The 22,808-nt window shown below is 68.6% G+C and carries 19 protein-coding genes; 9 read left to right on the top strand and 10 right to left on the bottom strand.

Features of this window, described 5'->3' with window-relative positions:
• Window positions 1-98 precede the first annotated feature (98 nt).
• The 3 genes from bshC to bshA are packed head-to-tail and all read left to right on the top strand — an operon-like array spanning window position 99 to window position 3,687.
• Window positions 99-1,724 (top strand): bacillithiol biosynthesis cysteine-adding enzyme BshC, encoded by a 1,626-nt coding sequence (gene bshC, locus D7W82_RS01290; protein WP_120616560.1) that lies wholly within the window; start codon window positions 99-101, stop codon window positions 1,722-1,724.
• On the top strand, window positions 1,721-2,527 hold the full coding sequence (bshB1, locus tag D7W82_RS01285; protein WP_120616559.1) for a bacillithiol biosynthesis deacetylase BshB1: 807 nt from the start codon (window positions 1,721-1,723) through the stop codon (window positions 2,525-2,527). Before bshC ends, bshB1 begins: the two co-directional genes overlap by 4 nt.
• Window positions 2,524-3,687 (top strand): N-acetyl-alpha-D-glucosaminyl L-malate synthase BshA, encoded by a 1,164-nt coding sequence (gene bshA / locus D7W82_RS01280; protein ID WP_120616558.1) that lies wholly within the window; start codon window positions 2,524-2,526, stop codon window positions 3,685-3,687. Before bshB1 ends, bshA begins: the two co-directional genes overlap by 4 nt.
• 23 nt (window positions 3,688-3,710) lie before the next feature.
• Here the strand turns inward: bshA and D7W82_RS01275 are convergent, their stop codons facing one another.
• Window positions 3,711-4,568, bottom strand: a complete 858-nt coding sequence (locus D7W82_RS01275) for a DUF2911 domain-containing protein (RefSeq protein ID WP_120616557.1) — start codon at window positions 4,566-4,568, stop codon at window positions 3,711-3,713.
• A gap of 160 nt (window positions 4,569-4,728) precedes the next feature.
• Here D7W82_RS01275 and D7W82_RS01270 point away from each other — a divergent pair, with 160 nt between their 5' ends.
• Entirely contained in the window at window positions 4,729-6,060 is a 1,332-nt protein-coding gene (locus D7W82_RS01270) for a PQQ-dependent sugar dehydrogenase (RefSeq protein WP_120616556.1), read from the top strand.
• A gap of 73 nt (window positions 6,061-6,133) precedes the next feature.
• Here D7W82_RS01270 and D7W82_RS01265 read toward each other — a convergent pair whose 3' ends face one another.
• On the bottom strand, window positions 6,134-7,582 hold the full coding sequence (locus D7W82_RS01265; RefSeq protein ID WP_120616555.1) for an Ig-like domain-containing protein: 1,449 nt from the start codon (window positions 7,580-7,582) through the stop codon (window positions 6,134-6,136).
• A gap of 314 nt (window positions 7,583-7,896) precedes the next feature.
• Here D7W82_RS01265 and D7W82_RS01260 point away from each other — a divergent pair, with 314 nt between their 5' ends.
• A complete protein-coding gene (locus D7W82_RS01260; protein ID WP_120616554.1) occupies window positions 7,897-9,375 on the top strand; it encodes an FAD-dependent monooxygenase in 1,479 nt (492 codons plus the stop codon).
• Between the two features lie 43 nt (window positions 9,376-9,418).
• Here the strand turns inward: D7W82_RS01260 and D7W82_RS01255 are convergent, their stop codons facing one another.
• From D7W82_RS01255 to D7W82_RS01245, 3 genes are all read right to left on the bottom strand, one after another.
• Window positions 9,419-9,760 (bottom strand): hypothetical protein, encoded by a 342-nt coding sequence (locus D7W82_RS01255; RefSeq protein ID WP_120616553.1) that lies wholly within the window; start codon window positions 9,758-9,760, stop codon window positions 9,419-9,421.
• A gap of 143 nt (window positions 9,761-9,903) precedes the next feature.
• Window positions 9,904-10,521 (bottom strand): DUF2306 domain-containing protein, encoded by a 618-nt coding sequence (locus tag D7W82_RS01250; RefSeq protein WP_233587224.1) that lies wholly within the window; start codon window positions 10,519-10,521, stop codon window positions 9,904-9,906.
• Between the two features lie 304 nt (window positions 10,522-10,825).
• Window positions 10,826-11,728 carry a LysR family transcriptional regulator gene (locus D7W82_RS01245; RefSeq protein ID WP_120616552.1) on the bottom strand — a complete coding sequence of 301 codons (903 nt, stop codon included), beginning with the start codon at window positions 11,726-11,728 and terminating at the stop codon, window positions 10,826-10,828.
• A gap of 106 nt (window positions 11,729-11,834) precedes the next feature.
• Between D7W82_RS01245 and D7W82_RS01240 the strand changes: the two genes are divergently transcribed.
• Both D7W82_RS01240 and D7W82_RS01235 read left to right on the top strand, forming a co-directional pair.
• On the top strand, window positions 11,835-12,707 hold the full coding sequence (locus tag D7W82_RS01240) for an aldo/keto reductase family oxidoreductase (protein WP_120616551.1): 873 nt from the start codon (window positions 11,835-11,837) through the stop codon (window positions 12,705-12,707).
• Window positions 12,708-12,782: 75 nt separating this feature from the next.
• On the top strand, window positions 12,783-13,361 hold the full coding sequence (locus D7W82_RS01235; protein ID WP_120616596.1) for a TMEM175 family protein: 579 nt from the start codon (window positions 12,783-12,785) through the stop codon (window positions 13,359-13,361).
• A gap of 213 nt (window positions 13,362-13,574) precedes the next feature.
• On the opposite strand, the gene D7W82_RS01225 is transcribed toward D7W82_RS01235, so the two are convergent.
• Window positions 13,575-14,540: a pyridoxal-phosphate dependent enzyme gene (locus D7W82_RS01225; protein WP_233587223.1), complete on the bottom strand. Its 966-nt coding sequence runs from the start codon at window positions 14,538-14,540 to the stop codon at window positions 13,575-13,577.
• On the opposite strand from D7W82_RS01225, the gene D7W82_RS01220 reads away from it, so the two are divergent.
• Window positions 14,539-15,540, top strand: a complete 1,002-nt coding sequence (locus D7W82_RS01220) for a LysR family transcriptional regulator (protein WP_233587222.1) — start codon at window positions 14,539-14,541, stop codon at window positions 15,538-15,540. The genes D7W82_RS01225 and D7W82_RS01220 overlap by 2 nt on opposite strands.
• Window positions 15,541-15,647: 107 nt before the next feature.
• On the opposite strand, the gene D7W82_RS01215 is transcribed toward D7W82_RS01220, so the two are convergent.
• The 3 genes from D7W82_RS01215 to D7W82_RS01205 form a co-directional block, all read right to left on the bottom strand.
• Window positions 15,648-16,223, bottom strand: a complete 576-nt coding sequence (locus D7W82_RS01215; protein ID WP_120616549.1) for a bifunctional 2-polyprenyl-6-hydroxyphenol methylase/3-demethylubiquinol 3-O-methyltransferase UbiG — start codon at window positions 16,221-16,223, stop codon at window positions 15,648-15,650.
• A 241-nt stretch (window positions 16,224-16,464) separates the two neighbouring features.
• Window positions 16,465-16,860, bottom strand: a complete 396-nt coding sequence (locus tag D7W82_RS01210) for a GFA family protein (protein ID WP_120616548.1) — start codon at window positions 16,858-16,860, stop codon at window positions 16,465-16,467.
• 19 nt (window positions 16,861-16,879) lie between these two features.
• Window positions 16,880-18,568 (bottom strand): hypothetical protein, encoded by a 1,689-nt coding sequence (locus D7W82_RS01205; RefSeq protein ID WP_120616547.1) that lies wholly within the window; start codon window positions 18,566-18,568, stop codon window positions 16,880-16,882.
• 232 nt (window positions 18,569-18,800) lie between these two features.
• On the opposite strand from D7W82_RS01205, the gene D7W82_RS01200 reads away from it, so the two are divergent.
• Window positions 18,801-21,731, top strand: a complete 2,931-nt coding sequence (locus D7W82_RS01200) for a PQQ-dependent sugar dehydrogenase (RefSeq protein ID WP_120616546.1) — start codon at window positions 18,801-18,803, stop codon at window positions 21,729-21,731.
• A 108-nt stretch (window positions 21,732-21,839) separates the two neighbouring features.
• On the opposite strand, the gene D7W82_RS01195 is transcribed toward D7W82_RS01200, so the two are convergent.
• Window positions 21,840-22,808 (bottom strand): trypsin-like serine protease, encoded by a 969-nt coding sequence (locus D7W82_RS01195; RefSeq protein ID WP_120616545.1) that lies wholly within the window; start codon window positions 22,806-22,808, stop codon window positions 21,840-21,842.

The raw sequence follows: 22,808 nt of genomic DNA, 5'->3' as shown, positions 1-22,808 counted from the left end.
CTTCATTCCGGGATGACGCCCGCCGCCATGGCCGGACGCGACGCGCGGGCCCGCACTTCCGGTGGCGGGCCCGCCACGACCTGTTATCACCGCAAGCCGTGACGTCCTCGTTCTCGACCGCGTGGCTGCGCGGAGATGCGTCCGCGCTCTCCTTCCTCTCCGATGACTACCGGCACCGTGAAGCGCGCGCCCGGGCCGTGGCCGCCGCCGCGTCGCGCACGGTGCCGCCCGCGCTGCTGGACGTCCTCGCCGCGCAGAACGCGCGCCTCGCGCCGAGCCCCGCTCGGGAGCAAAACCTCGCGCTGCTCGCGCGGCCCGGCACCGTGGCGGTGGTGACGGGCCAGCAGATGGGCCTCTTCCTGGGCCCGCTGTACACGCTCTACAAAGCCGCGTCCGCCATCGTCACGGCGCGCGCGCTCCGGGAAGAAACCGGCCGGCCCTGTGTTCCCGTCTTCTGGCTCCAGACGGAGGACCACGACCTTCCGGAGATCGACCACTGTGTCATCCCACGTCCGGGCGGAGGGCCCTGTCGCCTGGCGCTCGAGCTTCCGGATGCGGCGACGTCTCGAGCGCCCATCGCCCACCGCCACCTGGGCCCGAGCGTCCTCCCCGCCCTGGCCACCCTCCGCGCCGAGCTGGGAGCAGAACCCCACGCGGAGGAGTTCCTCTGCCTGCTGGAGCAGGCCTACCGTCCCGAGGCCACGCTCGCGCAAGCCTTCACCGGCGTGCTGTCGTCCCTCTTCGCCGACGAGGGCCTGGTCTTCCTCGACCCGAGAGACGCACGGCTGGCGCCACTGGCCGCGCCCGTGCACCGCTTCGCCCTCCAGGAAGCGGGGGCACTCTCCGCGGCGCTCGCGGCCCGTGCGGAGGCGCTCACCCGCGCGGGCTACGCGGTGCAGGTCCATGTCCGCCCCGGCTCGCCGCTCAGCTTCTTCTCACCGGATGCGCTCGATGGCCCGCGCTACCGGCTGGATCCGGCGGAGGCAGGCGCCTGGAGTCTGGTGGGCCACCCGGAAGGCAGCGCCATCCCCCAGGACGCGCTGCACGCCGCCCTGGAGCGTGAGCCGCTGCGCTTCACCACGTCCGCGCTGCTGCGCCCCCTCCTCCAGGACACCTGGCTCCCCACGGCGGCGTATGTCGGCGGCCCTGGCGAGCTGGCCTACTTCGCGCAGCTCGCGCCGCTCTACGCCCGCGCGGGCCGGCCCATGCCGCTCGCCATTCCCCGGGCCCGCTTCCGCGTGCTCGATGACCGCGCGCGCCGGTGGCTGGGCAAGGCGGGGCTCCAGCCGGATGAGGTGAACGTGCCGCGCGACACGCTGCTCACGCGGCTGGCCACGCGCAATGCCCCGGAGCCGCTGGACACGCCCGAGGCCCTGGAGGCCCGCCTCTTCGGCGCGTTCTCCTCCGAGCTGGAGCGCGTCACCGGACAGGTGTCGGCGGTGGACGCGAGCCTCCAGGACGCGCTGCGCCGCACCCAGGGCACGGTGCGGGTCGCGGTGTCCCGGCTGACGGGCCGCTACCGCCGCGCGCTCGCCCGGCGCGACGCCACGGCGGCCGAACAGGTGGACCGCCTGCGCACGTTCCTCTTCCCGGAGGACGCGCCCCAGGAGCGGGTCCTGGGCCTGCCCTACTTCGCCTGCCGCATCGGGATGCGGGCCTTCACGAAGCAGGTGCTGGACGCGTGTGTCCCCTTCTCCGGTGACTCGAAGGACCTGACGCCATGAGCGCGACCGGCACTGGCTACAACATCGACGTCCTCGCCTTTGGCCCGCACCCGGATGACGTGGAGCTGTTCTGCGGCGGGCTGATGGCGAGCATGGCCGCCCGCGGCTACCGCACCGGCATCGTCGACCTGACGCGCGGCGAGAAGAGCTCGCGCGGCACGCCGCAATCCCGCGCGGAGGAGACAGAGGCCGCCACCCGCGCGCTGGGGCTGGCCCACCGGGAGAACCTGGAGCTGCCCGACGGCTGGCTCAACCCGTGGGCGGGCTTCGACACGCCCGAGCCCGAGCGTGCCCGCACCGCCGCCGTGGTCCGCGTGGTGGAGGCGCTGCGCCGCCTGCGTCCGGAGCTGGTCGTCGTGCCCTGGGAGCAGGAGCGACACCCGGACCACGAGGCGGCCAGCGCGCTGGTGACGCGCGCCCTCTTCTTCGCGGGCGTGCGCAAGTTCGACGCGCAGCCCGCCGCGGAGCCCTTCACGCCGCGGCAGGTCCTCTACTACCCGCTGCGGCACCTGGCCGAGCCCGGCGTCATCATCGACGTGTCCGCCGTCTACGAGCGAAAGCTGGCGGCGGTGCACTGCTACGCCAGCCAGGTGATGCCCCGCCCGGACGCCCCGCCCACGCTGGTGGGCTCACCGCTATCGCTGTCCTCGCTGGAGGCCCGGGACCGCTTCCATGGCGCGCAGATTGGCGTCACCCACGGTGAGCCCTACATCCTCCGCGAGGCGCTGGGACTGGCCGATCCGCTCGACCACTTCCGCAGGAATAGCTTCGCCCGGCCCCTGTTCTTCCCGGCACGGACATGAACGCCCCGCTCAACGTGGCCATCACCTGCTTTCCGACCTTCGGTGGCAGCGGCATGGTCGCCACGGAGATTGGCCTCGCGATGGCGGACCGGGGCCACCGCGTCCACTTCATCGCCCGGGACCTGCCGGTCCGGCTCCATGGCACGAACCGGAAGGTCGTCTTCCACGAGGTGACGGAGAGCGACTACCCGGCGCTCCAGCAGTCCAGCACCTACCCCATCGCGCTGGCCTCCAAGATGATTGAAGTCGCCAGCTACGAGCGCCTGGACATCCTGCACGTCCACTACGCGGTGCCGCACGCCACCGCCGCGTGGATGGCGCGCGAGGTGCTGGGCCCCAGAGCGCCGCGCGTCGTCACCACGCTGCACGGGACGGACACCACGCTGGTGGGAATCGACCCCAGCTACCTGCCGATTACTCGCTTCTCCATCATGCGCAGCGACGCGGTGACGGTGCCGTCGGCCTACCTGCGCCGCGCGACGTGGCAGGGCTTCGACATCCCCGAGAGCGTCCGCATCGACGTCATCGCCAACTTCGCGGACACCGCGCGCTACGCCCCGGTGCGCGACCGCGCCTGCCTGCGCGCGCTCTTCCCGGACCTGCACGAAGACGAGCCGGTGCTCATCCACGTCTCCAACTTCCGGCCGGTGAAGCGCATCGCCGACGTGGTCTCCATCTTCACCGAGGTCCACCGCCGCCGTCCCTGCCGGCTGGTGATGGTGGGAGACGGCCCGGAGCGCTCGCCCGCGGAGCGGATGCTGCGGGAGATGGGCCTGGAGGGCCGCGTCGCGTTCCTCGGCAAGCAGGACCGCTTCGAGGAGCTGGTCGCCGCCTCCGACGTCTTCCTGCTCCCCAGCGAACAGGAGAGCTTCGGGCTGGCCGCGCTGGAGGCGCTGAGCTGCGGCATTCCCGTGGTGGCCAGTGACCTGGGCGGCATCCCGGAGCTCGTCACGCACGGAGAGACGGGCTTCCTGGCGCCGCTGGGGGATGTCCCCGCCATGGTCCGGCACGTGCTCACGCTGGTCGAGGACCCGGAGCGCTGGCGGGGCTTCTCACGCCGCGCGCGGGCGCGGGTCCTGGAGCACTTCCAGATGGAACCCGCTATCGACCGCTACGAGGCGCTCTACCGCCGGCTCCTGACGGGGCCCCTCCATCGCTGAGGAGCCCCGGGAGCGAAAGCGGGCTACTTCTTGTTCTTCCACTCCGCCAGGGCCTTGGAGACCTGGTCCCGGAAGAAGAAGTTCTTGTCCTTCTGCCCCAGGTCCCACGCGGTCTGCGCGGCCTTGCGGGCCTCGGCGTACCGCCCCATCTGCGACAGGACGCTCGCGCGGGTCCAGTGGGCGTACCACGTGGGGTTGGCGGCCACGGCCGCGTCGGCGTGCTTCAGCGCGGCGGCCGGGTCCTTGGCGGTGCCCGCCAGGTAGGAGGCCGCGCTCGTGTGCATGCTCGCCGCGTCCTTCTCCGCCTGCTCAATGTTGGCCTTCGCGAAGGCGGCGGTGTCCACCGTGATGGGCACGGAGACGCGCAGCTTCTCCCACTCCAGGTCCAGCCGCGTGCCGGTGTCCGTGGTGTCGGTGAAGAGGTACGTCAGGCGCTCGCGCGCCGGAATCTCCGTGGTGGTGGCGCTCACCGAGGCCACGTCCTTGGAGGCGTCATAGGGCGCCGCGCCCCGCCACAGGCCCAGGTCCGTGTTCAGCATCACCTTCCAGCCCTTCTGCGAGGGCAGGCTGACGATGGCGTAGGAGCCGGCCGGGACGGCCTTGTCGCCGAAGGTGACCGGGTGGCTGAAGGTAATCTTCGTCGCCGCGTTGGCGCCGCTGCGCCACGCCTTGTCATGGGGGACCAGCTCACCCCAGATCTTCCGGCCCTTCACGGCGGGGCTGGAATATTCGACGGAGATTTCGGAGACACCCACGGACTGCGACACCTTCGCCGCGGGGCTGGGGGCAGGCAGTTGGAGCTGGGCCAGCGCGGGCGTCGCCGCCAGGGTCATGAGCGCGGAGGCCATACAGCCGAAGAGCGGGTTCCTCATGGTCTTCACTTCGTCCTTTCCGACCCGAGAAGGGTCGCAGAGCCCGCGGAGTGTAGAGACGCGCAGTCCGATGTCCACCACCGCCACCCGCCGTAACGCGCCCTTCCCAGTCGACCCAAAGAACGCGATGTTCTGTTCTTCCTCCTTTTCCCCCTCTGGAGTGAGTCGCATGCGCATCCTGACAACGTCCCTCATCGTCGCCACCCTCCTGGTCGGCTGCCAGGAGGATCCAGAACCCACGTCACCGGACTCAGGCACCCAGTTGCAGGACTCGGGCGTCCCTGAGAATGACTCGGGTGTCCCGGAGAATGACGCGGGCACTCCTGAGAATGACGCGGGTGTCCCGGAAGATCCGCTCCCCAGCGGTCCCCCGGTTCCGCAGGGCCCGCGCAACGTGCCCGAGTTCGAGCCGGCCTTCCCCGGGCAGACGCGCGTCCCCGCCATCCAGACGAAGACGCCCCTCCAGGTCACGGAGATTGCCTCGGGCTTCAGGAACCCCTGGGCCATCGCCTTCCTGCCGGACCAGCGCATGCTGGTGACGGAGAAGGCCACCGGCTCGCTCTACATCGTCACGCAGCAGGGCGCGAAGTCCTCCGCCGTCAGCGGCCTGCCCGCCGTGGACGCACGCGGCCAGGGCGGCCTGCTCGACGTGGAGGTGGGCCCGGACTACGCCCAGAGCCAGCTCATCTACTGGACCTATTCCGAGCCCCGCACGGGCGGCAACGGGCTGGCCGTGGCGCGCGCGCGGCTCGTGGACGGAGCGCAGCCTCGCGTGGAGAACGTCCAGGTCATCTTCCGCATGATGCCCACGCTCGAGTCGACGCTGCACTCCGGGGGCCGGATGGTGTTCACCCCGGACGGCAAGCTGTTCGTCACGCTCGGGGAGCGCTCCATCCTCGCGGGCCGTGCCCAGGCCCAGGACGTGAAGAGCCACTTCGGCAAGGTGGTCCGCATCAACCCCGACGGCTCCGTGCCCAAGGACAACCCGTACCTGAACAACCCGGAGGCGAAGCCGGAGATCTGGTCGGTGGGTCACCGCAACGTCCTGTCCGCCGCGCTCGACAGCCAGAACCGGCTGTGGACGGTGGAGATGGGACCGCAGGGAGGTGACGAAGTGAACCGCCCGGAGGCAGGCAAGGACTACGGCTGGCCCACCATCGGGTATGGCGAGGAGTACTCCGGCGCGCCCATCCACCAGAGCACCCAGGCTCCGGGCATGGAGCAGCCCGTGTACTACTGGGACCCGGTGATTGCCCCCTCGGGGATGACCATCTACTCCGGGACCCTGTTCCCCGAGTGGAAGAACGACATGTTCATCGGCGGCCTGGCCGCCAAGACGCTGGTGCGGCTCATGGTGCGCAACGACCGCGTGGTGGGCGAGGAGCACCTCCTCAAGGACCTGGACTCGCGCATCCGCGAGGTGGTGCAGGGCCCCGAGGGCGCCCTCTACCTGCTCACCGACGCCACCAACGGCAAGGTGCTCAAGGTCACGCCGAAGTGAAGCATCCGTAGGCCACGGCGCGCTCCCCGCTCCCCGAGCGAATCAAACCTCGGGGAGCGCAAGGGGGCGGTGGCTACTGCGCAGGCATCCAGGCCAACCCCAGGTTCCTGGCGCTGCCCGAGTTCACGGTCTGGATATCTCCGCCGTCCGCCAGATTGGCGCTCCGGACCGCGGTCCCCAGCCAATCCGCCCAGTACACCCGCCCGGCCGTGACATCGATGGCAATCCCATGCACCGTGCTCTGTTTGGTCACCAGGGCGGTGGAGCTGGCGCCGTCCAGGCTGGTGACATAGAGGCTGGCGCCGCGGGTCGAGTAGTACACCTCCCCGCTGCTCGAATCGACCGCCAGGCCCACGCCCTGTCCGCCCAGGCTTGAAGCGGCCGTCTCCACGTTGGTGCCATCCAGATTGAACCGCACGAGCCGGGTGTTGTTGTAGGTAATGACATACGCCTTGCCGTTCGGGACATCGAACGCGATGGCGGACGGGCTATCGATTCCGCCGGCGACCTGCGTGGGATTGCTGCCGTCCAGTTCGGCGCGCATGACCCGCTTGCCGTTGAAGTCGGACCAGTACAGCTTGCGGTTCGTCGAATCGACGGCCAGCCCACTGGGGAAGCCTCCGTTCGCCACGACCTCGACAGCGTTCGCCCCATCACCATCCACTCGAACGATCGCGCTGTCGCGATTGTAGAAGATGGAACGGGTGACCGGGTCGGTCGCGACAGAAGACGCCCCGCTGATGCCGGTCTTGAGCTCAATGGCATTCGCGCCGTCCACGTCGACCCGCCACAACGAGCCGGCGGCGGTCATCCAGTAGAGGCGCGCAGGAATGGTGACGTCGACCGTGAAGGTGGTGGAGGTGGTGTCGGAGCCGTCACTCACCGAGAGGGTGATGGTGGTGGAGCCGCTGGCGTTGGCGGCGGGAACCACCTTGAGGGTGCGGCCGGTGCCGGAGCCTCCGAAGACGAGGTTCGCGGGGGCGTTGGGCACCAGGTCGGGATTGGAAGACGTGGCGAAGACCGTGAGGCCGTCGGCGGCGGTCTCCACGTCGCCCACGGTGAAGTCCAGGTCGCCGGTCGCGCTGCCAGCAAGGATGCGCTGGTCAGCCACTGGGGAAAGGGTGGGAACGTCATTCACCGGGGTGATGGTCAGGGTCACCGTGCCCTGGGCGCTCTGGCCCTGGCTGTTGGTGGCGCGAAAGACGAGCGCATCTTCGCCATTGTAGTCGGCGCTGGGGGTGTAGGTGATGGAGCCATTGGCGCTGACCTCACCCACCGTGCCGTGGTCCGGTGCATCGACGAGGGTGAAGGTGAGTGCCCCGTTGCCGCTGGCCGGCAGGTCCACCTCCAGAGGCGTGTCTTCCACCGTCTCGAGGGTGACGCTGCGGGCGACTGGCGGGTTGCTGGGCGTCGGGTTGGTGGGCGGGTCGTCGTCACGACATGCGCCGAGGGTGCTGGCGGCCAGACCCACCACCCATCCGGCGCGCAATGCGGCGGCCCATCGTGAAGACAGAGATGACATGAACTTTCCTCGTGGGGAGCCCGACATGGGTGCCGCCGGCATGAAGCGCCGGGATGTGGATTCGGTGCAACCTTGTTTTCGCGCACGGCCATGGCTCGTCGGTGGCGTGCGAGGAGTTGATGGCAGGCCCCACCCCGCTGGGACGGGCGGAAAGCAAGACACTGCCACGGTGACTCGAGCGCGGGCTCGAGTTCGCCTCGGCAGCCCTCTTCGCTCTTTCCACAGCCAGCAAATGCCAGACCCCGGGTGTTGCCGCAAGCCCCCTCGGTCATGCTCCACCATTGCCCGTTTCGATCCACGAACGGGAGGCCGAGATGGACACGGACAGGGTGAAACAGCACACAGTGGTGATTGCGGGAGGGGGCCCGACCGGGCTGATGCTGGCGGCGGAGCTGGCGTTGGCGCAGGTGGACGTGGCCATCGTCGAGCGGCGCGCCAGTCAGGAGATCGCCGGCTCGCGCTCGCGCGGCCTGCACGCGCGCAGCCTGGAGGTGCTCGACCAACGCGGGGTCGTCGAGCGCTTCACCTCGCAAGGGCAGGCGGTCCAGAACGTCGCGTTCGGGCAGGCGCCCCTGGACCTCAGCGACTTCCCGACGCGTCACAACCATGGGCTCGCGCTCGTGCAGGAGCGCTTCGAGCGCATCCTGGCGGAGTGGGTGGGCGAGCTGGCGGTGCCCCTCTACCGTGGGTGCGAGGTGACGGGCTTCGCGCAGGACGACACCGGCGTCGACGTCGCCCTGTCCGACGGACGTGTGCTGCGGGCGAAGTACCTCGTCGGGTGCGACGGGGGCCGCAGCCTCGTCCGCAAGGCGGCGGGCATCGGGTTCCCGGGGTGGGACGCGTCCATCAGCTACCTCATCGCCGAGGTCGAGATGACCGGAGCGCCGGAGTTCGGCATCCGCCGGGATGAGAAGGGCACCTACGCCATGGGCCCGGCAGAGGGCGGACGCGTGGGCCTCGTGCTGCGAGAGGAGCAGGTCAATACGGGCGACGCGCCGACCCTCGATGCGCTGCGCGAGGGGCTCGTCGCGCTCTACGGGACGGACTACGGCCTGCGCAGCGCCACGTACCTCTCACGATTCACCGACATGACGCGGCAGGCGGCGTCCTACCGGGACCGGCGGGTGCTCCTGGCCGGAGACGCGGCCCACGTGCACTCCCCCATGGGTGGACAGGGGCTCAACCTCGGCGTGCAGGATGCAGTGAACCTGGGGTGGAAGCTGGCCCAGGTCGTGCGCGGCGTCTCGCCGGAGAACCTGCTCGACACGTACCAGGCCGAGCGGCACCCCGTCGCGGCCCGTGCGCTGCGCAAGACGATGGCGCAGACCGCGCTGAGCCGCGGTGATGCGCGGATGGACGCCGTGCGCGAGACGCTGACGGAGCTGCTGCGGATGGACGGGCCACGCAAGCAGTACGCGGCGATGATGTCGGGGCTGGACGTCCACTACGACCTGGGAACCGGGCACCCGCTGCTCGGGCGCCGCATGCCGGACCTCGACCTGGTCACCGCCGACGGCCCCCGGCGCGTGTTCCACCTGCTGCACACCGCGCGGCCCGTGCTGCTCGACCTGGGCGAGCCTGGCACTCTCGACGTCACGCCCTGGGCGGACCGGGTTCAGCGGGTCGCTGCTCGCTACACAGGCGAGTGGGAGCTCCCGGCGCTCGGCGCGGTCACGGCGCCCGTCGCGGTGCTGATTCGCCCGGACGGACACGTCGCGTGGGTCGGAGAGGGCACGAACCAGGGGCTGCATGAGGCCCTGACCCGGTGGTTCGGCCCGCCGCGGACGGCGTAACGCGTCCAGAGCGGTCTGGCACCGCCGACCATGTAGACCGGCGTCAGAAGTGGCAGGTCCAATCCGAGCCGCAGTAGCCCGCGACGCCGTTGCAGCTGCAATCCCAGTTCTCGGTGCAGAACTGCTCGGCGCAGAACGGACCGCCAGGGCCACCGCCACCGCCCGTGTAGGTGAACTCGCAGGTGTTCTGGACGCAGGTCGCGGTGCGAGCGCTGGAGCAGGAGTTCCGGCAGTCCTGGTCCGTCTCGCAAAGGCTCGCATGACAGATGGGGCCGAGCATGGCCTGACTGGAGGAGGCTTCCTCGTAGCTCGCGTTCGGGGCTTCCGCGGAGGCCACGGAGGCGGCGAGAAGGGTCGCGGCGAACAACTGACGGAAGAAGGACATGGGGCTCCTTGAGGGAAAGGCGCGACATCCTGAGATATCGCGCCTTGATAAGCATACAGGATGGGTTCACTCCGCGTTGCGGATGAACTGCTCCAGCCCGCCTCCCTTGACGCGGAGCATCCATCCCAAACCCGGTCGCTGCGTCATGAGCTCGTCTGGGGCCGTCTGCGCAAAAGGAGGTATGCCACGCCGAGGTTGGGGAGCCAGCAGAGCCAGGCGACGATTCTGTAGGCCGGGATGAAGTCCCCCAGAGCGTAGATCAGGACAGGCATCCAGAGTCTCAGCGTGACTGCCGCGAAGCAGGCGGCATAGCTGTAGGTCATCATGAGCCGGTGCTCTTCGAGTCGCCGGCTCTTGATGAGCCGATAGGCGGAAGCCGTGGTGTAGAGCCAGACGATGCCCAGGCTGACGAAGCCCGACGCGGCGATGACCCCACCCGTGGCGAAGAAGCCGACGTAGACGCCAGCAAGTCCGCTCAGCAGGACCGCCCCGACGTAGAGCTTTCCGAGGAGCCGGTGTGCACCTGGGCGATGGAGTCGCAGTCTCGCGACGAACTGGGTCCAGCCGACGGCCAGCGCGAGCCCTCCCAGGGCGATGTGCGTGTAGAAGGCCGCGTTCCAGACGGGGTCGGTCAGGAGCTCGCTGCTCTTCAATGCACGGAGTCCGAAGTTCGAGTCCGCGAGGAAGTAGCTGCCGGGATAGAGGCCCACGGCCAGACAGAGGGCGGAGAAGAGGATCCAGCAGGCCTTGCTTGCCATCATGGAGACTCGTGGTTCGGAGTGGGGAGGCACAGGGCGGCAAGCGCTGACGTGCCATCAGCGCGTGTCGGTGCTGGACTGCTGAGCCTTGGCGTGGTGGCGCCGCACGGCCGCGACATCACCGGCCACGTCGGCGGTATTCACTGCACGCGGCTGATGGCCGGCGCACAGGACGCCCGCGCCGTGCTCCTCGTCCCAGGCACATGGGGAGTCCTGGCTCCAGGAGGACACGGCGGTTGGCGGCCCGCAGGCTGTCGATGGCAAGCATGGGAGCGGAGCTCTCGGGCTGGAGGACGGATCGAGAATATCAGCTCCACGGCGTCGACTTGATGAAGTCGACGAACGTGCGCAGCGGCACCGGCAGGTGCTTCCGCCCCGAGTAGTAGAGGAACGGCCCCGAGAAGCTCGGCCACCACCGTTCGAGCACGGGCTCCAGCTCTCCCCGGTCGAGGTAGGGGCGCAGCCAATCCTCCAACAGATAGACGATTCCACCGCCCGCGACCGCGGACTCCACGGCGAGGTCGGTGCTCGTGTTGAGGCTGAAGAGCAGCGGCCCCTTGGTTTCGACGTGGATCGTCTCTCCACGGCGTTCAAACTCCCACGCAGGCACCGGTCCGCTCAGCAAGCGCCCGCGCAGGCAGTCGTGTTCGAGCAGCTCGCGAGGATGCTTCGGCCGGCCCCGGCGCTCCAGGTATGCGGGCGATGCGGCCGCCGCGTAGCGCTGCGTGCGCGGCCCGATGGGCACCGCCACCATGTCCTGCTCGAGGCGCTCCTCGTAACGGATTCCGGCGTCATAGCCTTCCGCGACCACGTCGATGAGGCGCTCCTCGGCGGTCACCTCCAGGGCGATGTCGGGGTACTTCGCGAGGAACGGCTGCACGATGCGCGGGAGGATGAGGCGCGCGGCGGCGATCGGCACATTGAGCCTCAAGCGCCCCGCGGGCCGGTCACGGAAGGTGTTCACCACGTCCAGTGCTGAGCGCACCTCACCCAGCGCCGGTGCGAGCCGTTCAAGCAAACGCGCCCCCGCGTCCGTCGGCGTCACGCTGCGCGTGTTCCGGTGGAGCAAGCGAACGCCCAGACGGGCTTCGAGGCGGCGGACTGCATCCCCCAAACGGGAGGCGCTCGTGCCCGACGCGCGAGCCGCGCTGCGGAACCCGCCCTCGCGGGCGACCGCCAGGAACGCCGTGAGATCAGAGAGGTCATCCATCGGTGTGCGGATTTTCGCACGACCTGTGCGGACTGCCACCGGTAGTCGCGCAGTGATTCCTTGCGTAGATGAGGTGGGCAACCTCGCTCAACCCAGGACTCTCACCGTGACCCACCGTCCCATCCCAGGCAGCTATCGCATTGGCACACACACCGTCCGCCGCGTGGGTTACGGCGCCATGCAGCTCGCCGGCCCCGGCGTCTTCGGCCCGCCCAGGGACCGCGAGGCCGCGCTCGCGGTGCTGCGAGAGGCCATCGCCCAGGGCGTCGACCATCTCGACACCAGTGACATCTACGGCCCCCACGTGACCAACCAGCTCATCCGGGAGGCGCTGCACCCGTATCGCGACGGCCTGGTCATCGCCACGAAGGTCGGCGCGGTGCGCGGTCCCAATGGCTCGTGGGAGCCTGCGTTCTCCCCCGCGGACCTCGAGCGCTCGGTCCACGACAACCTGCGCAATCTCGGGCTCGAGGTGCTCGATGTTGTGAATTTCCGGGCGATGTTCAGCGCCGCGGGCCCGGTGGAGGGCTCCATCGAGGCGCCGCTCACCGCGCTCGCGGAGCTCCAGCGGCGTGGCCTCATCCGCCACATCGGCTTGAGCAACGTCACGCCGGCGCAGGTCGCCGAGGGTCGCAAGATCGCCGAGATCGTCTGCGTGCAGAACCACTACAACCTGACGCACCGGAGTGATGACGCCCTGATTGACGAGCTCGCCGCCAGGGGTACGGCCTACGTGCCGTTCTTCCCGCTGGGCGGGTTCACGCCGTTGCAGTCGAGCGCGCTGAACGACGTGGCCGCGCGGCTGGGCGCGACCCCGATGCAGGTCGCGCTGGCCTGGCTCCTGCGCCGGTCCCCCAACGTGCTCCTCATCCCGGGTACGTCGTCAATCACACATCTCCGGGAGAACCTCGCCAGTGCCGACCTCACCCTGAGCGTTGAGGACATGGACACCTTGAACCGTCTTGCCGAGCAGACCTGACCTCGCCGGCATGCGAGCGAGCCCCCACTCCGCCTATCCTGTGCTGGCGGACTCGAAGCGCGCATGGGGGGAAGCATGGACAAGCACCGGCTGGAAGCGTTCAGCGACGGCGTCATCGCCATCATCATCACCATCATGGTGCTGGAGCTCAAGGTGCCGCACGGCAGCGAGCTGGCCGACCTGCGGCCCCTGATTCCGGTCTTCCTCAGCTATGTGCTCAGCTTCGTCTACATCGGCATCTACTGGAACAACCACCATCATCTCTTGCACACCATCAACCATGTCACTGGCGGCGTGCTGTGGGCGAACCTCCACCTGTTGTTCTGGCTGTCGTTGATCCCCTTTGCCACCGGCTGGATGGGCGAGAACCACTTCTCGTCCGTACCGCTGGCGCTCTACGGCTTCGTGCTCCTGATGTGCGCCTTCGCCTGGTGGCTGTTGCAAAGCCGCCTGGTGGTGATGCAAGGACCAAAGTCGACCCTGGCGCTGGCGGTCGGGCGCGATCTCAAGGGCAAGATTTCACCGATCTTCTACCTGGCCGGAATCGGCAGCGCCTTTCTCAATGGGTATTTCTCCGAGGCGATTTACGTCCTTGCCGCGCTGATGTGGCTGGTGCCAGACCGCCGCTTTGAGAAAGCGACGCATGCAAGCTAGCCCTCGTCCAGAGGAGCAGGGCCGCCGAGCCATGCCCGCTACCGGCGCAGCGTCACCTGCTCGCCGAGCCGGCCCCTCTTGTGCGGGTTGCGCATGGCGTGGCTCCGGGTGATCCCGCCGCTCTCGACGACGACGCTGAACGCCGTGTCGAGATTTCCAGCGAAGTCGCCCCGGAGCGAGGGCTCTCCGGTGGAGTTAGCGCTGTCTTCTGCGTCATCGCTCCCGGCTGCTCAATGCCCGTAGATGCTCAACCGTCGCAGTGACGCCACCGCAGACGATCACCGCGATGCGTGGCGCGGCGGCAAGCATCGGCGACGCCGTGTCGAGCGCGGCCAGTGCGGCCCCGCACGCGGGCTCCACCAGGATGCGGTGTTCATCGAGAAACCGCAGCGAGGCCGCCACTGCCGCCGCATCCGACACAACGATGCTATCGACCGCGTGGCGCGTCGCCCACTCAACCGCCGCGTCACAAGGCCGCTTCGCGCCGAGCGACGTAGCGATGCTCGTAATCTCCGACAATTCGACTGGCCGCCCCTGGGCAACCGAACGCGCATAGCAGTCCGCGCCCTGGGTCTCGGCCGCGACGACCGGCACATCGCACCAACCGTTGCGCACCAGGCCTTCGAGCACGCCGCACAGCAACCCGCCACCGCCAACCGCCAGCACGACTGCGTCCGGTTTCGGTCCGGCCGCCGCCATCTCGTCGATCATCGTTGAATGGCCCTGCCACAGCACTGGATCGTCGAACGGATGCACGAACGCGTCGTGCGGGCCGATCACGGATTGCGCGAACGTGTTCGCCTCCGCCCAAGACGCGCCGTGGACGATCAGCTCCGCTCCTTCGAGACGGATCAGGTCGCGTGCGCGCGCGGACGTACTCTCCGGAACAACGACGAGCACGGGCACGCCGAGCTCGCGACCGGCATAGGCGACCGCGATGCCCGCGTTGCCGCCCGACGAAGACACAAAACGACGGGCGCCTGCCGCGCGCCGCGCGTCGCATACCGCACCGACGCCGCGCAGCTTGAACGAGCCGGACGGCTGCATCGCCTCGATCTTGAACAGGACGTCCTTGCCGAGCCGGCGGGACGCGGCTTGCGAACGGAGGTAGGGAGTCTGGATATGGAGTGGCATGTGGAGAAGTGCGGCAAACGTCCGCGGCGCGCGGACGGTCGTCATGACGCTGGCCAACCTAAACCGGGCCATCCATACTTCCCAATACCATTCAAGGCAGGAAGCCATACCTTTCAGGCATATCGACGGAACGGACAGACACGGCATGCGACAGGTCGAATTGCGCCATCTGCGCTACTTCGTGGCGGTCGCCGAGGCCGGCAGCATGATGGCCGGCGCCCGCGCAATCGGGATTGCACAGCCCGCGCTCTCCCGGCAGATCCGAGAGCTTGAGGAGGCGATCGGCACCCCGCTGTTGCTCCGCCGCTCGACCGGCATCGCGCTCACAGCGGCCGGCGCGAGCTTCCTGCAGGACGCCACGCGCATGCTCGCCGAGCTGCAGGGCAGCCGCGAACGCGCGCTTCGCAGCGCGGCCGGCCAACTCGGCGAGCTGCGTCTCGGCGTGCTGCCGAACTATTTCCCGTTGCCTGTGGTGTCGAACGTTCTCAAGGCCTTTCGGAACGCCTGCCCGGACGTGATGCTATCGATCGCGCCCATGCTGTCGGCCGAGCAGGCGGCTGCGATCTCACGCGGAGAGCTCGATGGCGGCATCATGGCGTGGCGGCAGGACGAGGCGCCGCATCTGTCAGGCATGCGGCTGCTACGCGACCGGTTCGTGCTCGCGATGCCATCCATGCCGGGACAGCGCCTCCGCGCGCCCCGTCAACTGGCCGAACTCGCAGGCGCGCCGTTCGTCTGGTTCGACCCACTCCGGTCCGCCGCGCATCACCGGTTCTTGATCGAGCAGTGCCGGCGGGCCGGCTTCACGCCTCGCATCGCGCAGGTCGGCGGTGACATCCCGACGCTCATCGGGCTCGTCGCAGCCGGAATGGGCTACGCGTTCGTGCCGGAGAGCACTTCACCTACGTGCCCGCGCACGGTGCGGCTGGTCGCGCTTGACGAGCTCGACGGCCGCTTCGACGTCGAATTCGTGTATGACGGCCAAGCGGGCTCGCCGGTCGTGCAGCAGTTCCTCGCGGCGCTGCGCGCGACTGCTAACGCATGAGCGAGCCCCCACCGGAGTTCACAGCGTCGACAACGAGCGCGGGGCTGCCCAGGACGGCGTAATCCAAACGCCTCGGGCCGGTGTGTCGCGGATGACGAGAAGCAGCCTCATCCCGTCTTGCGCGCCAGGTAGTAGACGTTCCCGCCAGGGTCCGTGTGCGTTTCTTCCAGCGTGAGCCGGTGCGCGCGCAGCAGGTCGCGATACCCGTCGACGCTGTACGAGTGATAGCGGAACGGCACGCCATTCATCGGCGCGCCATCGATGGAGCTGTGGGCGTCGCCCGAGGTGAAGAGGAACGCGGCGCCCGGTTTCAATGCCCTCGCGATATGGGCGATCGCCTGTTCCTGCTCCTCGTGGCGTAGGTGGAACAGGACGCCCCACGCGATCGCGGCGTCGAACGCCCGCTCCTGAAGTTCACACGACTGGATGGGCGCACAGCGCACCGGGACGTAGGGGAAGTTCGCTTGAAAGCGCGCCAGCAGCTCGCGGGAGCTGTCCACGCCCATCACCTGGCAGCCGTGCTCCAGCAGCACCCGCGTCAGCGGCAGTCCCGTGCCGCAGCCGGCGTCCAGCACCGAGGCACCGGCTGGGAGTGAGGCCGCGAGCGCGGTCACTTCCGGGACGCCCATGGGGCCTGCGCGGTGGGATGCATACCAGTCCGCGATCAAATCGTACTCGTGCACGCGTCAGCCTCCTCCATCAGAGCCGAAGTCGCGGGGCCTCCGCCCCAGGGCTTCCTGGGACACCTCTCTTCTGGGGGATAGCCTCCCTCCTCGTGAGGTGGATGTGAAGAAGCAGGACAGGCCGACAGAGCGCTGATGCAGTCGAAGCAGGCGTCCGGATGCAGGACTCGTTATTCGTCAATCGCCACGACATCGAAACGACTCTCGCGGCGGCGGCCGCCATCGCGAGCACGTCGAATCGCTAGGGCCTCGGAGGGATGGTGTCGAACTGCCGCACCCCATCCGCGACCTCGTAGTAGTCGCCCTTGTCGGCCATGTAGACGTGGACCGCGATGCGGGTGTGGGTCGGCGTGTCGAAGGCCCCCATCGCGATTCCAATCCAATCGCGGTGGAGCGGGTCCCAGAACAGTGACGAGCCGCAGACGGAGCAGAACCCGCGGCGCGCCTTCTCGGACGACTGGAACCAGTTGACCTTGTCCGCGCCCTCGATGGTGACGGCCGAGCGCGGCACGTCGGTCGAGACGAAGTAGTGGCCCGACTGCTTGCGGCACTTGCCGCAGTGGCAGGCGTCAGGGGCGGGCAGCTCGCCCTCCACGGTGAAGCGGACCGCGCCGCACAAGCAGGAACCGCGATGCATGGACGACCTCCTCAGGACGTCAGCGAACGTCCTCTGGCCACCTGCGCTCCACGCCGGTGGGGTTCTGATTGTACAGCTCCGCGAGCCGGGCCTTCACCTCCTCCACGGTGCCGACGATGACGTAGGACCGCGTCTGGATGTCAGTGGGCACGCCCTCCGACATGCCGAAGGTGACGCCGAGCTTGGTGCAGTCGTCCATAGGGTCGTCGAGGTCGAACTGGTGCAGGCGGTACTGAAGGTCTGAGCGCGCCTCGTCCGGCGACCAGATGGCCATGGCATGCTCGCCCCCCTTCGTGGCGACGATGAGCGGCACGTTGCCCCCCTCGTCCGGGAAGCCCTTTCTCTCCTCCGGGGGCTTCGGGGGCTCCGAGTGCACCCGGGGGTACTCGCGCGACTCGCCCGTCGCCGGGTCGAAGCGGTAGTGCCTCTCGAACTCGCCGTTGACGTAGGTGGTGGGGACCTCGGCATAGAGCTTGTCGTGGGAGGCGGCGAGGTGGATGTGGCTGTCGTATTGGATGACGTTGTCGTGACCGCCCACGCCGACGGTGATGTCCTTGGTGATGAGGTCGTCGGACACCAGGGTCGTGTTCTTGGCTTTGGGAACGCTGTTGTACGGGCCCGCCTCCTCTCCCGGCTCCAGCCAGTAGGCGGGGTGCACGGTGCTGGTCATGCTGCCGGGCTGCGCGCCGTAGCCCACCACCTTCGTCGTGGAAATGGGGTCCGTGCCGTTCCGGTGGCTCCCCGCCTCGGTGGGCATCAGGGCCTCGTCGTAGCCGTCCAGGGAGAAGGCCACCTGCATCTGCCGGCCATGGTCCTTGTTGTTGATGTACTCCTTGCCGTCGTAGACGAGGCTGGTGACAGCGCCGCCGTGGCTCGCGGAGGTGCCCATCTGCACCGTCGCGTTGCCGAAGGAGGTGTCCCCGTCGTTCGGGCCCGTGGTGCCGTAGGGGCCCGTAGGCGTCTGGACGCCCCCTGGGCCCTGCGTCGCCGGCGCGGACATGTCCCCGCCGGGCCACGCGGTGCCCAGGGGCTGTCCCTCCTTGGAGAAGGCCTGCACCTTGCCTCCGAGGTCGACGAGGTAGCCGTTCTGGAACTCCTGGAAGGGCACCATGTCGGGCTTGCCGGCGGCGACCCGGGCGTCACGGAACGCCTTCACCATCGGCTCATCGAGGAAGGGCGGGCGGGCCTTCACGCCGTCCTCGAGGCCGGAGTTGGGGTAGCCCAGGAGCGAGTTGGTGCCCTGGCGGCCGTGGGTGAAGGTGTTGTCCGAGTAGGCCTTGCAGATGTCGCCATGCACCTCGAAGGACACCCACTGGTTGCGGTTCGAGGGGTCCAGGGCCTGGCCCGGAGATGGGCGGCAGAAGGTGTAGAGCTGCATCTGCCGCTCACCGGTGGCAGGGAAGTCCTGGAAGAAGGCGGGGATGTTCTCGTTGCCGGGCACGGTGGAGCGGCCCGCGGCATACATGGGCGAGCGGGAGCCATGCATGACCTGGTCGGCGGCGACGTCCGGCAGGGTGGTGCCGCGCTTGCGGTTGAGCTCGGCCTCGGCATTGCCTTTGAATTGCTCGCAGTAGACCTGCCAATCGTTGACGGACGGGTTGGACACGTCCGGAGGAGGCGTGGGCTGGGACAGGGCCCTGAAGGACGAGGTCGTCGCCGGGCAGGACCGCGGCTCGAAGCTACTGCGGGAGAACAGCTCGCGAAGCATGCGCTCGGCGGTGGAGTCCTGGGACGTCGTTGGTTGAGAGACCGTCTCCGAGACCGAAGACGTCCGGACACCATTCAGAGCCGATGAGAAACGAGAGATTCCGTCCATGTGAGCCGCCCCCCCCTGATGCATGCCGCGAGATTCGCTGCACCTATGACGATGAGCGGGGGAATCCATTGCCGAATGGTTGAATCGCCCCAGCCGAACAGGCTTTCAGTGTAAAACCAGGAATATGCCAGGAACGCATGTCCGATTCGTCGTGTGCGCGGTCTTCTCCCTCCTCGTAGGCTGCGCGACAGAGCCGCCGCCGGATTTGGCGGTCGCGCGAGCGGCTGCGGTCATTCAAGAGCCCAACTTCGCCGACTCGGTCTTTGTCAGTGGCCTCCAGGGCCCCACGACCATGACCTTCGCGCCCGACGGGCGCCTGTTCATCTCGGAGAAGAATGGCTCGCTGCGGGTCGTCGTGAACGGCCAGCTCCTGGCGACGCCGTTCATGACGCTCGCCGTGGATACCGACAATGAGCGTGGGCTGATGGGCGTCGCGTTCGACCCCAACTTCGACAGCAACCACTATCTCTACGTCTATTACACGTCGGTCGCGGGCAGCATCCACAACCGGGTCAGCCGCTTCACCGCCAACGGCAACGTGGTGGTTCCCGGAAGCGAGCTCGTGCTGGCCGACTTTCCGACGCTGGACGCCGCCAATCACAACGGTGGCGCGGTCCGCTTCGGGCTCGACGGCAAGCTCTATGTCTCCGTCGGAGAGAACGCGGTCTCCTCCAATTCGCAGAGCCTGAACACGCCGCTCGGCAAGCTGCTGCGCTTCAACCCGGACGGCAGCATCCCCACGGACAATCCCTTCTATGCGACCGCCACCGGGCTCGCCAAGGCGACCTGGGCGATGGGGCTGCGCAACCCCTTCACCTTCGACGTGCAGCCCGGCACGGGAGTCCTGTTCATCAACGACGTGGGCGAAGGCGGCTGGGAGGAGATCAACCGCGGCCAGGCCGGCGCCAACTACGGCTGGCCGATGACGGAAGGCTATTTCACCAACCGCCCGGAGCTCACGCAGCCGTTCTTCGCGTACCCGCATGGCGCTGGCACGGCCGCCGGCAACTGCATCGCTGGCGGTGCCTTCTACAATCCCCCCGTCACGGCCTTTCCCAGCGCGTACGTCGGCCAGTACTTCTTCGCGGACTACACCAACAATTGGATCTCCCGCATCGACCCGAACACCGGTGCGCATTCGCTGTTCGCGACGGCCGCCGCGGGGCCCGTGGACCTCGATGTCGGGCCCGATGGCGCGCTCTACTACCTGGCGCGCGGCGCGGGCCAGGTGGGCCGCATCGCCTACACGGCCTCGCTGCCGCCGAGCATCGCGCAGCAGCCGGCGAACACGTTGGTCTCGGTCGGCTATCCGGCGACCTTCACGGTGTCGGCGAGCGGCGAGCCGCCTCTCACCTACCGGTGGCAGCGCAACGGCGTGGACATCCCCGGCGCGACCTCTCCGGGCTATGAGCTGAGCGCCGCGCAGCTCACCGACAGCGGCGCGCGCTTCCGCGTGGTCGTGACCAACGGGCTGGGTTCGACGACCAGCACCGAGGCCGTGCTGACGGTGACGTCCAACAAGCCGCCGGTGGCCACGATTGTCACGCCGGCCACGGGCGCGACCTACACCGCGGCCACGAACCTGACGTTCTCCGGCTCGGCCAGCGACCTGGAGGATGGCGCGCTGCCGCCGGGCGCGATGACCTGGAACATCACCTTCCATCACGACACGCACACGCACCCGGCCATGGCCGATACCACCGGCATCGCGAGCGGGAGCTGGCTCATCCCGAGCATCGGCGAGAGCTCGGCCAACGTCTGGTATCGCTTACGGCTCACGGTGCGCGACTCGATTGGCCTCACCCACACGACGTATCGCGACGTCCACCCCGTCACGGTCCCCCTCACGGTGACCAGCGTGCCGAGCGGACTTCAGGTCCTGATGGACGGGCGGCCGGTCCCGGCGCCGCACGAGACGACGGGCGTGGTCGGGGTCATCCGCTCCGTGGGCGTGGAGTCGCCGCAGTATGCGAACGGCAGGTTCTGGGCGTTCTCGTCGTGGTCGGACGGCGGCGCGCAATCCCACACCTTCATCACGCCTGCCAGCGCGGCCACCTACACCGCCCTGTTCGTCGAGACCTCGGGCGGGAGCTGCTATCAGATTCAAAGCGAGCGCAGCGACAAGTGGCTCACCGTCGACACCGCGGGCAAGGTCATCGCCGGCAGCACGACGCAGGCGGGCGGGCAGATCTTCCAGCTGGTTCCGAACGGCACGCAGTACAAGCTCAAGGGCTCTGGCGACGCGTTCCTGACGGTGGTGGCGAACCAGCTCACGATGGGCGCCAACTTCACCAGCGGGGAGTCGTTCACCCAGCTGGCCTGCGGCTATGGCGGGCGCACTCGCGTCGGCTTCCGGGCCTCCGTGGGGAGCGCGCCCCACTGGAAGGAGACCACGACGGGCGGGCCCATCCAGAGTGGTGACGGCGGCAATGGCGGCGCCTGCAATCCGGCCGATGGCGGCGCCTGGGAGGGCTTCTATCTCGAACCGGTGGCCTGCCCGGGCGGCGGCAGCGGCCCTGTGTGCGGCAACGGCGCGGTCGAGAGCGGCGAGCAATGCGACGATGGCAACACCCAGCCGGGCGATGGCTGCGATGCGGCCTGCCAGACCGAGGCCAGCGGCAGCGCGGGCTGCTTCCGCATCCAGAGCGAGCGCACCGACCTGTGGCTCACCGTCGACGGCGCGGGCAAGGTGGCCGCCCTCGGCGCGACGCAGGCCGGTGGCGTGGTCTTCGAGCTCGTCACCAGCGGCGCGAAATACAAGCTCAAGGGAGCGAGCGGCGCGTACGTGGCGGTGGTCGCGGACCAGCTCACCGTGAATGCCTCGCTCGGCACGGCGGAGGCGTTCACCCGCCACGCCTGCGGCGTCTTCGGCGGGCGCAATCGCTATGGCTTCGAAGCGACGACAGGCACCGCGCGCAACTGGAAGGAGAACACCCCCGGCGCTCCCATCCAGAGCGGCAACGGCGGCAACGTGGGCATCTGCAATCCCGCCGACGCCACCTCGTGGGAAGCCTTCTACCTCGAGCCCGCCACCTGCCCCGCCTCCGGTCCGTAGTCGAGGCGTTCCATCACGACCTTCTGGAGCGCCCATCCCCCCAGCACCGCCTTCTGGGCTTCGTGCTGGGGGTGATGGCGCCGCCGAGCTTCCACCCCACGCCGTTGCTCATGGCTGCACACACTCCAATCCGGGACGTTGCAGACGCGCCCGGAATCGGGCGACCTGCTCGGGCGTCTCTGTGAGAGTGAATGGGCCGGGAGCGAGCTGCCCGCTCACCACTCCGATGACCGTGGGCGTGGCCTTCATCAGGGCTTCGTCGTCCTGCGAGGTGACGACCGGCCCCCCGGAGTCGCCGAAATCCACCATCTGCCCACTGCCCGCCTCATTGGCCCAGCGGGCACACCCCGGCGCCTCATCGGTCGTCCGCAGGTTTCCCCGAAGGACCTCGTCGGGCAATTCCATCCGGTTCAGCCCGTATCCGAGTGCGACCACGAGCCCGGTCATCATGTCCTCGCCAGCCACGTTCCACGGCTCTGGCGCGTTGGGCCCCAGCACCAGCCTGGGGGGCGCGGTGATGAAGGCGACATCTGGCTGATGACGGACCATGACGCACTCGCGAAACGTGAGCCGCTGGGTCGCGCAGGTGCGAAATCCGGCGGGTACCGTGACCAGCCTCGCATCCAGGAGCATCCGCTGGCCGTTGACCCAGAGTTCGGTTCGAGGGCTCCCAAGCGCGACCTGGTTCGTGTCCGAACGCTTCTGTGTATCAAAGAGGCAGTGGGCGGCGGTCAGGATGGCGGGGGGCAGCCCCTCTCGACGTACCAGCGTCCCAGTACATTGCAGCTCGCCGAGGGCGTCCGTGAGTCGCACCACTGATCGCAGACGCCGAATGCGCGCATCAATGATGCTCCGTGGAACAAAGGATGCCGTGCGGCCCGGCGGTTGCGCGGCGGGCGTGCCGTCGAAGATGAACACCTTTTCTGGAATGGACAATCCCTCAATCCGCTTGCTGACCCGCAGCTGTTCGAGAACCGCTCTCTCCTCGGAGCGCATGCTGCCCTCCCCCTCGTCAATACTGGTCCTTTCCAGCTGAGCCTGAGCCAGGAGTACGACCAGGAAGGAAAGAGCGCTCAT

This window comes from Corallococcus sp. CA049B (genome assembly GCF_003611685.1).
GTDB lineage: Bacteria > Myxococcota > Myxococcia > Myxococcales > Myxococcaceae > Corallococcus > Corallococcus coralloides.
Note: the sequence above shows the minus strand (reverse complement) of the source record. Positions and strands in the feature narration are given on the sequence as shown.